Source organism: Streptomyces similanensis, assembly GCF_039543625.1.
Taxonomy (GTDB): Bacteria; Actinomycetota; Actinomycetes; order Streptomycetales; family Streptomycetaceae; genus Streptomyces; species Streptomyces similanensis.
Genome location: NZ_BAABKC010000027.1, coordinates 18,454 through 34,795, shown reverse-complemented (window position 1 = coordinate 34,795; position 16,342 = coordinate 18,454). Strand labels below are relative to the sequence as shown.

The following is a 16,342-nucleotide window of genomic DNA, read 5'->3' as shown; positions in this document are numbered from 1 at the left end:
GTGCGGGTGTGAGCGGGTGTGAGCGGGAGAGGCGTGACGCGGCGCGCCCGGCGGCCGGTGCGACGTGTCGCAGGTCAGCCGTCAGCGGGCGGCGGCCGCGGGCGTAGCCCGGGCGGTGGACAGGGCGGCGGCGGTGTTGCCGCCGGAGACGACGACGGCGCAGCGGCCGGGCGGTCCGAGCCGGAGCGCGCCGGCCAGGGCGGCGGCGCCGCTCGGCTCGGCCGGGATGCCGGCGCGGTGCAGCAGGTCCATCGCGCGCAGCACGGCCCGGTCGTCGACGCCGACCAGTTCGTCGACCCGGTGCCGGACGACCGGCAGGATCACCTCGCCGGGCCGCTGGCCGCGCAGTCCGTCCGCCACCGAGTCACCGGGCGGCAGTTCGACCGGGTGGCCGGCGGCGAGGGAGCAGGCGTAGCGCCGGGTGCGTTCGGGTTCCACGCCGACGATCCGCACCGCGCTGCGCAGGTGTGCGGCGGCCAGGCAGACGCCGGCCAGCAGACCGCCGCCGCCCACCGGCACGACGAGCGTGTCGATGTCGGGGGCGTCGCGCAGCACCTCCAGGCCGACGGTGCCCTGTCCGGCCACCACGAGTTCGTGGTCGGAGGAGGGCACCAGCGCGGCCCCGGTGCGGGCGGCGAGGTCCTTGGCGTGCCGGTCGCGGTCGGCCACCCCGCCGGGCACCCGCACGACCCGGCCGCCCAGCGCCCGGACGGCCGCCGCCTTGGCCTCGGCGGCGCCGGCCGCCATCACCACGGTGACCCGGACGCCGAGGGCGCGGCCGAGGGTGGCCACCGCGATGCCGTGGTTGCCGGAGGAGCCGGCGACCACCTCGTCCGCGCCCAGCGCCAGCATCGCGTTGGCCGCGCCGCGCAGCTTGAACGACCCGCTGTGCTGGAGGTGTTCGGCCTTGACGAGCAGTCCGGGCAGCAGGTCGCCGCGCAGCAGCGGCGTGTGCCGGACATGGGGGGCGATCCGGTCGGCGGCGGCCGGCACGGCGGCCGGTGCGATCCGGGTGTCGGCGGCCGTCATGACACCGGCTCCGGCGCGCGGGCGCGCAGCGCGCGGCGGTCGGCCTTGCCGCTGTGCGTGACGGGCAGGCGCTCCAGCCGGGTGAACCGCCGCGGCATCATGTGCGGCGGCAGGGTACGGGCCAGGTGTGCGCGCAGCTGGGCGTCGGTGGTGCTCTCCGGCGGGCCGGTGACGTGGGCGCCGAGCCAGGTGCGGCCCCGCTCGTCGGTCTCGGCGGTCACCACGGCGCCGGTGATCTCGGGGTGGGCGAGCAGGGCGCCCTCGATCTCGGCCGGGTCCACGCGGTGGCCGCGGATCTTGATCTGGCGGTCGGCCCGGCCGAGGTACTCCAGCGTCCCGTCGGGGGAGCGCCGGGCGAGGTCGCCGGTCCGGTAGAGCCGGGCGCCGGGCGGCCCGTACGGGTCGGGCGGGAACCGGTCGGCGGTCAGGCCGGGTCGCCCGCCGTAGCCGCGGGCCACGCCCGCGCCGCCGATGTGCACCTCGCCGGTCCGCCCGGCCGGCACCTCGCGCCCGCGCGCGTCGAGCAGGCGCACCACGGCGCCGTCGACGGCGGTGCCGACGGTGTCGGCCGAGGTGTCGGGGGCGGCCGGCACCTCGTAGCGGGTGGAGGTCATGGTGCACTCGCTGGGACCGTACTGGTTGACCAGCCGGCCGCCGAGCAGCGCGCGGCCGCCGGCGGCCAGGAAGGGGCGCAGCGACTCGCCGCTGGAGCAGACCAGGCGCAGCGACCGCAGCCGTCCGGCGGCCGCGGGCGACTGGGCGAGGAAGCTCAGGAAGGAGGGGGTGGTGCTGAGGAGGGTGTCGACGCCGTACGCGGCGACGGTGTCGGCGAAGGACTCGGCGCGCAGCAGGCGCGAGCGTTCGACCAGGACGACGCATCCGCCCGCGGCCAGCGGCGCGAAGGTGTCCCGGATGGAGGCGTCGTAGCCGGGCGGGGCGAGCTGGAGGGCGACGGTGCCGGGGCCGAGGTCGTTGTCGCGGACGACGGCGCGCAGATACGTGTCGAGGCCGCCGTGCTCGATCAGGACGGGGTTGGGGGCGCCGGTGGAGCCCGAGGTGTGACTGACGTAGGCGAGCGAGCGCGGATGGGTGGCGGGGAAGACGGCCGGCGGCGGGTCGGCGGCCGGGAGCCGGTCGAGCAGGACGGCGGGCGCGTCGACCAGCGCGGTGAGGCGGTCGGCGAGGGCGGCGCCGGTGAGCAGCAGGGTCGCGCCGCCGCCGGCGGCGAGCGCGGCGAGCCGTCGGTCGGGCAGGCCGGTGTCCAGGGTGAGGAACGCCCCGCCGGCCCGGACGACGGCGGCGGTCGCGACCACGGCGTCCACGCCGGGCGGCAGGGCCACCGCGCACACCCGTTCCGGTCCCACGCCGTGCGCCGCGAGGTGGGCGGCGAGCCGCTCGATCCGGGCGGCGAGTTCGCCGTAGCCGGTCGGTCCCTCGGCGGTCAGCAGGGCGGGGGAGCGCGGCGCGCGGTCGGCGTGCGCGCGGAGGGCGTCGACGAAGGTCGTCCGGGCGCGAGCGCTCATGCCGGCTCCCCGGGGGCGACAGTGCGGTCGACGGCGACGAGGCGGAGTTCGGAGGTGTAGCGCCGGCCCTGGTCGTCGGTGAGCCAGGCCTGTTCGGGGGTGGGGAGCATCTCGGTGACGGTGAGTTGTGCGGCGGGGTCCTTGCGGGCGAGTCGGCGGGCGGCTTTGGCGAGGATGTTGACGTAGACGGGGCTGTCGAAGTCGACGAAGAAGGGGCGGGGTTCGGTGGGGGAGACGACGAAGACGAAGCGGGGCAGTTCGTGGGTGTCGCGCCACTGGCGGGCGCGGACGAAGCGGCGGGCCTCGCTCTTGTCGTCGGCGAACGCCAGCGCGGAGCCGGCGAACCGCCAGGACTCCCGGGCGACGACGGTGGAGTCGATGGTGATGCGGGGCGAGTGGTCGCCGTCCGCGCGCAGGGTGAAGCGGTCCATCACACGGTTGCTGAGCGCGTGGCAGAACACGTCGATCAGGTCGAAGACCGAGCCGTCGGCCAGTACGGCCGCGAGCCGTCCGTCGCGCTCCTCCACCCGCACGTCGGCGGAGCGTACGGTGCGCGGGCGGTGCGGGTCGGCGCTGAAGTCGGCGAGCGCGACGTAGTGGTCCTCCGGGCGCTCCAGGGACTGCCGGCTGCGGGCGGACCACTTCAGCGGCAGCTCCTTGGGCAGCATGGGCAGCAGCCGCGGGCCGGGGAAGTCGCGGGTGGTCTCCTCGATCAGCTGGGCACGGTCGGGGTGCTGGTGGACGAAGAGCGACTGGCCGATGGTGTTCATCGCGACGTGCAGCTCGCCGATGACGAGCTGGAACTCGCCGCGTTCCACGGCGGCCAGGTCCTCGGCGACGATCATCAGGTCGGGGCTGACGTACCGGCTGAGCGACCAGCCGCGGCCGCCCTCGGGGAACGCCTCGCGCACCTGGTCGGCGATGGCGGCGCTGGTCAGCGTCACCCGCCGGGCGCCGGGCGGCGCGTCGATGATCCGGCTCCAGCGTTCGCGCAGCTCGGCCTGGATGCGCTCGATGTCGGCGATGGAGCTCGGGTGCGGGGCGGGCAGGCAGGCGAACCAGAGTGAGCCGAGGTCGACCTGCCCGTGCTCGGCGCGCAGCTTTTCGTAGGCCTCGTGGAGGCGGGCGCCGACGGTGCGCGCGTACCGGTTGGTCATCCAGCGGGCGGCGGTCAGGCACAGCTCCAGCGGCGCGAGCTGCTCCAGGACGGCGGTGCCCACGGTCGCCGTGGCGGAGCGGCGGCAGTCGGAGTACACCAGCGCGCGGTTGGGCGCGGTCCTGGCGCCCTTCTCGCGGACCGCGGACACCTCGGTGATCTCGGCGAAGCCGGCCTCCAGGGCGGCGAGCGCGGCGGTCAGCTCCTCGGCGTCCGTACCGGCCCGCTCCACCCGGTCGCGGCCGCTCTCCAGCACGGCCAGTTTGGCCAGCGCGGGCTCGCGTACGGCCGGGTCGCCGATGCGTTCCAACAGGGCGCGCAGCTCCCGCTCGGGGTAGGTGCCGGCGGGCACGTCCAGCTTCCAGCCGATCAGGCGGCGCGCGACCAGCCACTCCAGGGCCTCGGTGACCTCCGGGGCCGGCACCTCGCGGCCCAGCTCCCGGGCGGCCAGGCCGGCGATCTCGGTGGGCGTGCGGCGTCCGTCGCACAGGCGCAGGACGGTGAGCGCGGGCTCGGGGGCCGGCTGCGGCGGACGGCCGGGCAGGCGCACCGTGCCGTCGACCACCCGGACGAAGGGGACCTGGCGCGGCGGCGTCCAGGCGCGCACCCGCGGGTCGCGGTCGATCGCCTTGGCGAGCGCGTCCATCGACCAGCTGGAGAAGTAGACCCGGGACTCGGCGACCAGCCCGGCGCCGGGGTGCACCTCGACGCCGCGCCGGGCGGTGTCGAAGGCGCCCCAGCCGACCGGTCCGAAGAAGCCGATGGTGTCGTTCTTGACGCAGAACCGCTGCCAGTAGTGGGCGACCAGCTCCTCGCGCTGGCGGGGCATGCTGGTGCGGCCCTGGGCGGACGGCGTCCAGTCGAGGAACGGCTTGATGCCGGTGCGCAGCACCGCGCGGTTCTGCCAGGCGACCGCGGCCCGGAACGGCGCCGAGGCGGCGATCTCCTGGAGGTCGCGGGCGGTGCGCACGGCGGCCTCGGAGAAGTCCTCCTGGAACGCCTCCCAGTCCGCCCCCGCCAAGACCTCCCCGGGGGCGAACTTGTCCGCGGCCGAGGCCAGGCCCTCCGGGGCCAGCCGGAGTACCCCCGCGGCGGGGAAACCGGGCCCGCGGAGCGCGAAGTGCCGCCACAGGCGCCACCCGCCGCCGGGCATGCTGATGGTGTCGGACATTGCTGTGCTACCTCCCTGGGGAAAACGTGCGCGGGACCGGCGGCCGGCGTGTGGTCAGGCCGGCCGGCAGGGCCGGTCCGCCGGGATGCCGCCGAGGCACCACTCCAGAACGGCGCGGGCGCTGTGGTACTTGTTCTCGGCCTGCTGGAACGCGATGCTCGCGGGGCCGTCCAGCACCTCGCCGGTCACCTCGTCGCCGCGGTGCGCGGGCAGGTCGTGCATGAAGACGGCGCCGGGACAGGCCGCCAGCACGGCGGCGTCCACCCGGAACGGGGCGAAGACGCGCCGCCAGTCGGGGTCGGGCTTGGTGGTGCCGGTCGTCTGCCAGCGCGTGGTGTACACGATGTCGGCCTGCGGCAGGTCGGCCATGTGGTGGCGTTCCTCGATCAGCGCGCCGGACTCCTTGGCGTGGACGCGGGCCCGGTCGAGGAAGGCCGGGTCGAGTCCGTAGCCGGGCGGGGTCCGCAGGTGCAGCTCGGTGCCGGGGAACCGGCTCAGGGCCAGGGCGAGCGCCGAGGCGGTGTTGTTGCCCTCGCCCGCGTACAGCACCCGCAGCCCCTCGATGCGCCCGAACCGGCCGAGCATCGTGGTGAGGTCGGTGAGGGCCTGGGTGGGGTGCTCGGCGGCGCTCATCGCGTTGATCACGGCCATCCGCCGCTGGGCGGCGTAGGCGCGCAGCTCCTCGGTGCTGCCCGCGGTACGGGCCACCAGCACGTCGAGCATCCGCGAGAGCACGTCCCCGGTGTCCTCGGAGCTCTCCCCGGTGTTCTCCTGGAGGTCGCCGGGGCCGTAGGTGATCAGCTGCCCGCCGAGCCGGAGCGCGCCGGCCGAGAACGCGGTGCGGGTGCGGGTGGACGTCTTGCGGAACAGGACGCCGACGACGGCGTCGGAGAGCGGCCGGGCGTCCTCGCACTCGCCGGCGGCGTACTGGGCGCCGCGGTGCACGAGCCAGCGCAGCTCCCGGTCGGTGAGGTCGTCGACCGAGATCAGGTGGCGGCGGTCGGATCGAGGCATCAGGGGTTCCTCCTCGGGTGGCGGGGCGTCAGTTCGCTTGCAGGGCGTCGCGCAGGATGCCGAGGCCCTGATCGAGCACGGCGGGCGCGATGGTCAGCGGGGGCATCACCTTGAGGACCTCGTCGTGGCGGCCGCAGCGCTCGACGATCAGGCCGTGCTCGAAGGCGTGGCGCTGGATCCGCCCGGCCCGCTCCGCGCCGCCGGCCCCGGCGGTGTCGATGCCGAGCACCATGCCCCGGCCGCGCAGCACCAGGCGGGGGTCCAGCGCGCCGATCTCGGCCCGGAACCGGGCGAGGCGGTCGGCGCCGCGCCGCAGGCCGGTCAGGAAGTCCTCGCGCTGCCACAGTTCGCACGCCGCGGTGGCCGCGACGAAGGCGAGCTGGTTGCCGCGGAACGTGCCGGTGTGCTCGCCGGGCTGCCACACGTCCAGCTCGCGCCGGAACAGCGTGAGCGAGAGCGGCAGCCCGTAGCCGCTGAGGGACTTGGAGACGGTGACGACGTCCGGCACGATCCCGGACTCCTCGAAGCCGAAGAACGCGCCGGTGCGGCCGCAGCCGGTCTGGATCTCGTCCACGATCAGCAGCACCCCGTGCCGCTCGGTGACCTCGCGCAGCCGGCGCAGCCACTCCGGGCTCGCCGCGTACACGCCGCCCTCCATCTGCACCGCCTCGACGACGACGGCCGCCGGCGGCTCGGTGCCGGAGGACGGGTCGGTCCACAGCCGCTCCAGCAGGCCGATCGAGTCGAACGGGCCGAGCGGGCCGTCCTCGTAGGGCACGAAGGTCACGTCCCCGCCGGCGACCGCGCCCGCGCGGCGGGCCCGGCGGCTGCCGGTGACCTCCAGCGCGCCGCGCGACATCCCGTGGTAGGCGCCGGTGAAGGCGGTCAGGCCGGTGCGGCCGGTCGCCCGGCGCGCCAGCTTGAGGGCGGCCTCCACCGCGTCGGTCCCGGTCGGGCCGGTGAACTGCACCTTGTAGTCGAGACCGCGGGGCCGCAGCACGACCTCGGTGAGACGGGTGAGGAAGTCGCGCTTGGCGACGGTGTGCAGGTCCAGGCCGTGCATCAGGCCGTCGGCGGCGAGGTAGCCGAGGATGCGGTCCTTGACGGCGTCGTGGTTGTGCCCGTAGTTGAGGCTGCCGGCGCCGCAGAAGAAGTCGATGAAGGCCCGGCCGTCGTCGGTGTGCAGCAGCGCGCCCTTGGCGCGCTCGAACACCACGGGGAAGGTACGGCAGTACATCCGCACCTCGGACTCGACTTTCTCGAAGACGGAGGTGTCGGACTGCTCCCGGAGGGAGGATTCGGTGGTCGCGACGAGGGTCATGGCGGTCCTTGGGCGAGGAGGCGGTTTCGGTCAGCGGCCGGCGGTGGTGCGCGCGCCGCGCGGGCGGGCGGTCAGCCGCGGCAGGGGGCCGTCCGCGGCCAGCCGCGGATAGCCCTCCAGGGCCGCGGCGAGCGCGGCGACGGTGGGGTGGTCGAACAGCGCCCGTACGGGGACGTCCACGCCGAGGGCGGCGCGCAGCCGCACGGACACCCGGGTGGCGAGCAGCGAGTGGCCGCCGAGCAGGAAGAAGTCGTCGTGGGCGCCGATCCCGGTGGCGCCCAGCACCTCCTCCCACACCCCGGCGACCGACCGCTCGCGCGGGGTGCGGGGAGCGGCGGCCGGGCCGGCGGCCTGCGGCGCGGGCACCGGCAGCGCGTGACGGTCGACCTTCCCGCTGACCGCGGTCGGGATGGCGTCCAGCAGGACGAACGCGGCCGGCACCAGGTGGTGCGGCAGGGAGTCGAGCAGTGCGGCGCGCAGCGTGTCCGGCGCGGGCGGGTTCCCGGCGTCCTCCGCGACCAGGTAGGCGGTGAGCTGCCGGCCGCCGTCGGCGTCCGGCGTCGGGTGCACCACGGCGGCGCGCACACCGTCGAGGGCGAGCAGCGCGGCCTCGATCTCCCCCGGTTCGATCCGGTGGCCGCGGATCTTCACCTGGTGGTCGCTGCGGCCGAGGATCTCCAGCGAGCCGTCCGGACGCAGGCGGCCGAGGTCGCCGGTGGCGTAGAGGCGGCCGCCGGGCGCGGTGGCGTGCGGGTCGGGCAGGAAGACGCCGGCGGTCTGGCCGGGCCGACCCCGGTAGCCCCAGGCGAGCCCGTCGCCGCCGATGCAGACGTGTCCGGTGACGCCCTCGGCCACCGGCTCCAGCCGGTCGTCGAGCACCCGCACGGTGGTGTTGTCCACCGCGGCCCACTCCCGTACCAGCCCGTCGGCGCCGTGCCGGGCCACGCTGGTCCAGATCGTCGCCTCGGTCGGCCCGTACAGGTCCAGGACCGGGGCGCCGCCGGCGGCGAGCGTCGCGGCCAGATCGGTGTGCAGCTTCTCACCGCCGGACAGCACGGTCAGGCCGGGGGCGGGCGTCCAGCCGGTGTCGACCAGCATCCGCAGCATCGACGGGGTGGCCTGGAGCAGGTCCGGGCGCGCCTCGCCGAGCAGCCGGATCAGCCGCTCGGGGTCGCGGGCCTGCTCGGCGTCGGCCAGCACCAGCCGGGCGCCGGTCAGCAGCGGCAGGCACAGCTCCAGCATCGAGGGATCGAAGGAGGCGGTGGTGACGCCGAGGACGGTGTGCCCCGGCGTCAGCTCCAGCCGGGCCGCCATCGCGTGCAGGAAGTTGGTCAGGGCGCTGTGCGGGATCTGCACGCCCTTGGGGGCGCCGGTCGAGCCGGAGGTGTGGAACACGTACGCCAGGTCGTCCGGGCCGGTGGTCCGCTCCGGCCGCGGTACCGCACCGGCCGGCGGCACGGCGGCGTCGAGCAGCAGGGCCCTCGCCCGCGTGCCCTCCGCCCGCTCGGCCAGCGGTCCCGAGGTGACGACCACGGCGGCCTCGGTGCCCTCGATCAGGCTGCCGATGCGCCGGGCGGGGTGCAGGGGGTCGAGCGGGACGTACGCGGCGTCCGCCTTGAGCACGCCGAGCAGGGCGACCAGGAGCCCGGTGCCGCGCTCCAGCAGGACGCCCACCCGGGCGCCGCGGCCGACGCCGAGGCCGCGCAGCCGGTGCGCCAGTACGTCGGCCCGCGCGTCGAGTTCCGCGTAGGTCAGCTCGCCGTCCCGGGAGCGTACGGCGGTGGCGTGCGGGGTGCGGCGCGCCTGCCGCTCGAACAGGTCGGTGACGGTGTGCGCGGGTACGGCGCGGGCCTCGCCCAGACCGAGCGCGAGCCGGCGGCGGCGCTCCCCGCCGGGCAGCGGCGCGAGCGCGGCGACGGCGTCGGCCAGCGGCGCGTCCGGCGCGGCGAGCAGCGCGCGCAGCAGCCGCACGTAGTCCTCGGTGACGCGGGCGGCGGTCTGGGGGGTGAACAGCGCGGTGGCGTACTGGAGGCGCAGCACCAGGGCGCCGTCGGGACGGCCGAGCAGGTCGAGCGCGAGATCGAACGGGGTTCCGGCGACCGGCGTGGGCAGCACGTCGACGGACAGGCCGGGCAGGTCGGGCGGTGCGGCCTGGGCGTCCAGGGTGAGGAAGGAGACCTGGAAGAGGGGGTTGCGGCTGAGGTCGCGGGGCGGGGCCAGCTCGCCGACCACGCGTTCGAAGGGGACGTCGGCGTGCGTGAGGTCGGTCAGGGAGGCGTTGCGGACCCGGTCCACCAGCTCCCCGAAGCTCGGCCGGCCGGACAGGTCGGCGCGCAGGACCACGGTGTTGACGAAAGGTCCGATGAGATCCCGGGCGGCGGCCTGGCCGCGGCCCGCGACCGGGGTGCCGACGGCGAAGTCGCGCTGCCCGCTGTAGCGGCCCAGCTGCGCCTGGAAGGCCGCCAGCAGCACCATGAACCGGGTGGCCCGGTGCGACCTGGCCAGCAGATCGGCCCGCGCCACCAGGTCCGCCGGGAGGGTGAAGCGGGTCACGGCGGCGGCGCCGTCGAACTCGGCGGGGCGGGGGCGGTCGGTCGGCAGGTCGAGCGGCGGCAGGTCGGCGAGACGGGTGCGCCAGTGGTCGAGGCCGCGGGTGAGCCGCGGGCCGGCCGACTGCTCGCGCTGGCGGGCCGCGAGGTCGGCGTACTGGAGGGGGAGCTCCGGGAGGCCGTGCGGGACGCCGGTGGTCCGGGCGCGGTAGGCCGCGGCCAGGTCGCGGGTGAGGATGTTCCAGGACGAGAAGTCGAAGGCGATGTGGTGCACCACGACGACCAGCAGGTGGTCGTCGGGCGCGAACCGCGCCAGGGTGGCCCGCAGCGGCGGCGCGGTCGACAGGTCGACCGGCCGGCGCAGCGCGCGGTCCAGGACCTCGGCGACGCCGGCCGCGTCGGCGCCGGGCGCCTCGACCGTGTCCAGCGGGACCGCGACCCGCGGCGCCACGAGGGCCACCGGCTCGCCGTCGGCGGCCGCGTACCGGGTGCGCAGCACCTCGTGCCGGTCGATCACGTCGCCCAGGGCGGCGGCGAGGGCCTCGGCGTCGAGGCCGCCGCGCAGGCGCAGCGCCATCGGCAGCAGATGGTCGGCCGTGCCGGGCCGCAGTTGGTCGAGGAACCACAGCCGTTGCTGCGAGAAGGATGTCGTCCGGCCGTCACAGCGGTCCACCGGCTCACCTCCGAGGAGTCGGGTAGGTCGTCGCGCCTCGGGTGGTCGGGGCACGTCCGGAGCTTGCCGTCCCCCCGAGGCACCGCAGTAGGGAAGGAGCGGCAACGCCCGCCGCGCCTTTTGCTGCGTCAATGTCTCTGTTGGGGGGTGTGGCTGGGGTGGGGGCGGGGTGCGAGGGGGTGCCGGGCGGCGAGGGTGCGAGGGGATGCCGGGCGGCGGTGGGGCGGTGGCTGGGGCCACCGTCGGGTTCGCGGCCGGTGCGGCTGCCTGGGGCTTGCGGGCGGGGTGCGAGGGGGCCGGGTACGCGGCCGGGCGGCCGGGCGGCCGGGTGCGCGAGTGGGCCTACGGCCGAGTGGCCGGGGCGGGGCGGGGCGGGGCCGGTCCGCGACCGGGCCTGGCGACCGAGGCCGCGGCCGGGCGAGCGGGTGCGCGGCCGGGTGGCCGACGCCACGGCCACGCTCTCGGCCGGACGGTCAGGTCTGCGGTGGGAGGGCGGGGTTCGCGCCGGGGCCCCTGCCGGGACCGGTGTCGGGCGATCGGGTGGGTGCGCGGCCGGACGGCCGGTGCCGGGGCCGGTCACCGGGTCTGGGGCGGCGGGGCCGCTGCCGGGTCCGGCGGTCGGGGGCGTGACTGGTCCTCGGACCGGGCGACCGGGGGCGCGTGACCGGTCACCGGGTCTGCGGCCGGGCAGTCGGCGCCGTGACCGAGCCCGCGGTCGGGCGGGCGGGACTGCGGCCGCGCGGCCGGGCGGCCGGGGGTGCGGCCGGCCCCAGCGTCGGGTGGACGGGGCCGCGACCGGTGATCGGGTCCGCTGCTGGGCCTCGCGACCGGGCCAGCGGTGGGACGGCCAGGGCCGCGACCGCTCTTCGGCGGCCGGGCCCGCGGCCGGGTCAGATCAGGCCGGTGCGGACGCCGTAGGCCACCGCGTGGGCCCGGTTGCGGACCTGGAGGCGGGTCATCAGGTCGTACATGACGTTCTTCACCGTGTGCTGGGAGCAGGAGAGCTCCCGGGCGATGGCCGCGTTGCCGTGCCCCTCGGCGACCAGCGCGAGCACCGTCTTCTGCCGGGCCGTCAGCGGCGAGTCGGCCGGCGGACGCCGCCGCTCCGCGGCACCGCCGTCCGCCTGGTCGAGGAGGCGGACCAGGACGCCGTAGGACATCCGGCCCTCGCCGTAGCGGGCCGCGTGGACGGCGGTGAGCAGACGCTCCGGGGTGGCCTCGGCCGACTGCAGCATGGCCACCGCCCCCGCCCGGACGGCCTGCCGCACTCCCGCGGCGGTGAACGTGTCGGCGACCAGCAGCAGAGGGCCGCCGCCGGTTTCCGGCCAGCCGTCGAGCGCCGCGCCGGGCGTCCGCCCGACGGCCACCCGGACGGCCTCGTCGCAGCGCCCGGCCACCAGCTCGATGCCGGCCCGGCGCAGCCCGGCGGCCACCGTGTCGCGGGCCGCGCCGCCCGCCGGACCGAGGCGCACGCGCAGCGCGCCGACGGCGCGTCCGGCGTCCGGCGCCGCTTCGAGGACCAGGCCGCTCACAGCAGGCCCGTCCGGAGGGCGTAGGCCACCGCGTGGGCGCGGTTGCGCAGCCGGAACCGCTGCGTGATGTCGCGGACCACGGTGGTCACCGTGCGCGGGGAGTAGCAGAGTTCCCTGGCGATCTCGTCCGTCTCCCGGCCGTCGGCCACCATCCGCAGCACCGCGCGCTCCCGCTCGTCCAGACCCCAGTCCGGTCCGCGCCCCCGCGAGCCGTGATACGCGTCGGCCTCGCCGCTCTGGTCGAGGAGGCCGTCGATCAGCTCGGGCGGCACGGTGCAGTCGCCGCCGGCCACCGTCCGCACGGTGCGGGCCAGCCGGTCGGCGTTGACCTCGTGCCGGCGCAGCAGGCCGCGGGCCCCGGCGTTGATGGCCTCGGCGGCCTCGGCCGGGGACATGTCGGAGGCGATCACGATGATGGCGGGCCGGTGCGGTCCGGCACCGGTCGCGGCCACCAGGTCGAGTTCCTGACGGTCCACTCGATCGAAGATCACCACGGCCACGTCGGCTCTCTCCTCCGGCCGGACCAGTGCGATGTCCGGGTCGCCGGACAGGGCGGCGACGGCGCCGGCTTCGAGCAGCGGGTCCAGGGCCACGACGCACAACGACAGGGGGTTGCCCATGTGTACTCCTCGATCAGCGCGGGTCGAACCTCTCGGCGAGGAGTCTCGGCAACCGGCGCGGCGCGCCGCATGGGGCGCGATTACCCGGATTCCCCCACTCCGCCGACCACCCCGGGTGGACCCCGGCGGCCCGGCCCCGGATACGCCCAGGTGGCCGCCCCGTGCCCGCCGCGCACCGGCGGCCGAACTGTGAACACCCCTACAGTGGCGACTGGTTCGCTCCACCCACTTGTACCGAGGCCCGCCCGGCCTCCGGCCCGTACCCATGCGGCCGTCCCGCGCACGGCTGTGCGCCGGCGGCCGTCCCCGCGTACGTCCGGCACGGGCGTCCGGTCCGCGAACGGCCGTACAACCACGCACCCGCCCCGCCCACCGCCGGGCACCGCCCGACAGCACCCCGCCGCAGCTGGGGGCCGTTTCCCGGACGCGCCGACACCATCGCGGCGGTCACCACTCACCCCCACTCCCCCCACCCCCCACGTATGGAGAACCCCCGACCCCCTCGAGTGGGTAGTCCGGCGCGGAATGTGGGGGCGCGACTCCCTGTACGGGCGGGTGAGGCCGCTGGAAGGGTTGCCGACGTGACCACAACCGACACCGCCTGTCCCAGCACGGAGGCGACGCCCTCCTGGTGGGCGCCGGCCGCCACACTGCGCGAACGGCTGTCGGCCCCGCACCCGCCGGCGGCGCCGGCGGCGGGCCCGGCCGCCGGGCCGCGCACCCGCTCACCGATCGAGCTGACCTGCGAGTCCGTGCGTTCGGCCCGACTGGGCGCCGACACCCCCCTGGTGGCGGCGCTCGCCGCCGAACCCGCCACCCGCCTGGCCGGCCGGCTCGCCAAGCCGCGGTGGGCGGTGTTCGTGGAGGCGGCGGTCGCCGCGGCCCCCGAGACGCCCGCCGAGGTCTGCGGGGACGCGGTGACCGCGCCCGCCGACCCGGCGGACGGGGCGGCGGTGTTCGAACCGGTGCTGCGCCCGCTGGTGACGGCGGCCGTCGCCGAACTGGTCGACCGGGCCACGGCGGACGGCGCCGAACCCGGTGACGTGGCGGTGCTCGCCCCGCTCTACGCCCGCTGGCTGACCCGCCGCCTGGCCAAGGCGGCCGCCCGGACCCTGGTCGTGGAACTCGCCGCCGCGCGCACCGCGGGCGACCTGTCCGGCGCCACCGCCGCGGCCCGGTTCGCCGACTTCGCCGCCCGGGCCGGCACCCGCACCGGTCTGACCCGGCTGTTCTCCCGCTACCCCGTGCTCGCCCGGCTGCTGGCCCGGACCTGCCGGCACACCGCCCGCTACGGCGCCGAACTGCTGGCGCGGCTCGCCGCCGACCGGCGACGGCTCGCCGACGTCCTGTTCGACGGACGCGACCCGGGCCCGTTGACCGCCGTCGAGCTGGGACTCGGGGACCTGCACCAGCGGGGCAGGTCGGTGGCGGTGCTCCGGTTCGCCGACGGCGCCCGCGCCGTCTACAAGCCGCGGCCGGTCGACCAGCACGCCCTGCTGGACCGGATGGCCGGCTGGCTGGACGGCAAGGTGCCGGACCTCGCGCCGCGCACCCCGCGCTGGGTGGCCGGCGACGGCTACGGATGGCTGGAGTACATCGACCACCGCACGTGCCGTTCCCTGGCCGAGATCGACCGGTTCCACCGCCGGCAGGGCGCGCTGCTCGCCCTGGCCTACACCCTCGAAGGGGTGGACCTGCACTACGAGAACGTCCTCGCGCACGGCGACCAGCCCGTGCTCGTCGACGTCGAGACCCTGCTGCACCCCGTCCTGCGGGAGGGAGGCACCACCCGCCCCGACCCGGCCGCCGCCGCGCACGCCTCCTCGGTGCACCGCACCTGCCTGCTGCCGCAGCTCCTGGTGGGCGAGCTGGGCGCGGTCGACGTCTCCGCGCTCGGCGGCGCACCCGGCGGCACCGCCCCCAACACCCGCATGGTGTGGGAGGACGCCGGCACGGACGAGATGCGCCTGGTACGCCGCCCGGCGCTGTTCACCGGCGCGCTGAACCGGCCGTACAGCGCGGCGGCCGGACCCCGGAGCGCCGACCGGCTCACCGCCGTACTCGCGGGCTTCCGCACCGGCTACGACACCGTCGTACGGCACCGCGACGAACTGGCCGCACCCAACGGCCCGCTGGCCGCCGGAGCGGACGCGGTCGGCCGCCTCGTGCTCCGCCCGACGATGCTGTACGCCACCCTGCTGGAGGAGGCGACCCATCCGCAGGTGCTGCGCGACGGACTCGACCGGGACGCCATGTTCGCGGTGCTGTGGGCCGACTCGGACGGCGACCCGGCCCGCCAGGCCCTGATCGAGTACGAGATCGCCGACCTGTGGGACGGCGACGTCCCCGTCTTCTTCCACCGGCCCGGCTCACCGCGGGTCTTCGCCTCGGACGGCAGCGAGGTGGACGGCGTCCTGGACACCTCGGGGCTCGCCTCCGCGCGGGCCAAGCTCGCCGCCATGAGCACCGTCGACCGCCACGCCCAGGAGTGGATCATCTCGGCCACCCTGGCGTCCGCCGAGCCGGACGCCGCCGGCCGCCACCACCGGGTGGACCGCCGGGCCCGCCCGGCCCCCGCCGCCCTGCCGGAGCCCTCCGCGCTGCTGGCCGCCGCCTCCGGGATCGCCGACGAGATCGCCGGCCGGGCCGTGCACGGGCACGGGCGGGCCAACTGGATCGGCCTGGAGGCGGTCGACGACCGCTGGACCGTGCTGCCCCTGGGCGCGGGCCTCGCCCAGGGATACAGCGGGGTGGCCCTGTTCCTGGCCCAGCTCGGCGCGCTCACCGGCTCCGCCCGGCACACCGAACTGGCCCGGGCCGCCCTCGCCCCGGTGCCCGAACTGGTCGCCGCGCTGGCCGCCGACCCGGCGCTGAGCCGGGCCGTGGGCCCGGGCGGCTTCGAGGGCCTGGGCGGCATCTGCTACGCCCTCGCCCGGGTGGCCACCCTGGTCGACGACGACCTCGCCGCGTGCCTGCCGACCGCGCTGGACGCCCTGGCGCTGGCGGCGCTCGGCGACGACACCCCGCCGGACGTGTCGGCCGGCCTGGCCGGCGCGCTCGCCGCCCTGCACGCGGTGCACCGCGAGCGCGGGCTGCCGCAGGCCGCCGGCCTCGCCGACCGGATCGCCGAACGGCTGCTCGCGCTCCCCCCGGCGGGCCCGCCCGACGACGGCCCGCCCGAACGCCTCGGCTTCGCCTTCGGCGAGGCCGGGACCGGCTGGGCGCTCGCCCGGCACGCCCGGTTCACCGACGGCCCCCTGGCCGCACGGGCCGCGGCGGCCGGCCGGGACCGGCTGACCACCGCGCTCGCGGCGGCGGACCGGCTCGACGCGGGCTGGTGCTCCGGCACCGCGGGCGTCGTGCTGGCGGCGGCCGACGCCGGACTGGGCCCGCGGCGGGCGCACGGCCCGGCGCCGGCCGCAGGACGCCGGCTCGCCGAGCACCCGCCGGTGGCCGACCTGAGCCTGTGCCACGGCGAGCTGGGCATCGCCGAGGCGGTGGCCGCCCTCGCCGGGCACGGCCACAGCGAGGCACACGGCGGCCCGACCGGCCGGATCGGCCCGGTCCTCGGGCTGCTGCACGCCTGGGGACCGCGCTGCGGAACACCCGGGCGGGTACCGACGCCCGGGCTGCTCACCGGACTGTCCGGCATCGGCTACGCCCTGCTCCGGCTGGGCTTCGCCGACACCGTGCCCTCGGTCCTGCTGCTCGACCCCGCCCCGGACGGCGGCGCCCGCGACTGAGCGCCCCCGTA

9 protein-coding genes are annotated in these 16,342 nt (G+C 77.0%); 1 reads left to right on the top strand and 8 read right to left on the bottom strand.

Features of this window, described 5'->3' with window-relative positions; translation table 11 throughout:
• Positions 1–81: 81 nt before the first annotated feature.
• The 8 genes from ABEB07_RS10000 to ABEB07_RS09965 all read right to left on the bottom strand — a co-directional run bounded on the left by ABEB07_RS10000 (position 82) and on the right by ABEB07_RS09965 (position 12,588).
• Entirely contained in the window at positions 82–1,029 is a 948-nt protein-coding gene (locus ABEB07_RS10000) for a pyridoxal-phosphate dependent enzyme (RefSeq protein WP_345667934.1), read from the bottom strand.
• Positions 1,026–2,552: an amino acid adenylation domain-containing protein gene (locus tag ABEB07_RS09995; protein ID WP_345667932.1), complete on the bottom strand. Its 1,527-nt coding sequence runs from the start codon at positions 2,550–2,552 to the stop codon at positions 1,026–1,028. Before ABEB07_RS09995 ends, ABEB07_RS10000 begins: the two co-directional genes overlap by 4 nt.
• Positions 2,549–4,879 (bottom strand): lantibiotic dehydratase, encoded by a 2,331-nt coding sequence (locus ABEB07_RS09990; protein ID WP_345667930.1) that lies wholly within the window; start codon positions 4,877–4,879, stop codon positions 2,549–2,551. Before ABEB07_RS09990 ends, ABEB07_RS09995 begins: the two co-directional genes overlap by 4 nt.
• Before the next feature lie 54 nt (positions 4,880–4,933).
• On the bottom strand, positions 4,934–5,893 hold the full coding sequence (locus ABEB07_RS09985) for an ornithine carbamoyltransferase (protein WP_176146922.1): 960 nt from the start codon (positions 5,891–5,893) through the stop codon (positions 4,934–4,936).
• Between the two features lie 28 nt (positions 5,894–5,921).
• Complete coding sequence (locus ABEB07_RS09980; protein WP_345667929.1) at positions 5,922–7,214, bottom strand: diaminobutyrate--2-oxoglutarate transaminase; 1,293 nt, start codon at positions 7,212–7,214, stop codon at positions 5,922–5,924.
• A gap of 30 nt (positions 7,215–7,244) precedes the next feature.
• Entirely contained in the window at positions 7,245–10,436 is a 3,192-nt protein-coding gene (locus ABEB07_RS09975; protein WP_345667928.1) for an amino acid adenylation domain-containing protein, read from the bottom strand.
• An 890-nt stretch (positions 10,437–11,326) separates the two neighbouring features.
• Positions 11,327–11,968, bottom strand: a complete 642-nt coding sequence (locus ABEB07_RS09970; protein ID WP_345667927.1) for a helix-turn-helix transcriptional regulator — start codon at positions 11,966–11,968, stop codon at positions 11,327–11,329.
• The gene (locus ABEB07_RS09965; RefSeq protein WP_176146919.1) at positions 11,965–12,588 is read right to left on the bottom strand and encodes a response regulator transcription factor; all 624 of its coding nucleotides are present in this window, start codon (positions 12,586–12,588) and stop codon (positions 11,965–11,967) included. Before ABEB07_RS09965 ends, ABEB07_RS09970 begins: the two co-directional genes overlap by 4 nt.
• 581 nt (positions 12,589–13,169) lie before the next feature.
• Between ABEB07_RS09965 and ABEB07_RS09960 the strand changes: the two genes are divergently transcribed.
• Complete coding sequence (locus ABEB07_RS09960; protein WP_345667926.1) at positions 13,170–16,331, top strand: type 2 lanthipeptide synthetase LanM family protein; 3,162 nt, start codon at positions 13,170–13,172, stop codon at positions 16,329–16,331.
• The last annotated feature ends 11 nt before the right edge of the window (positions 16,332–16,342 follow it).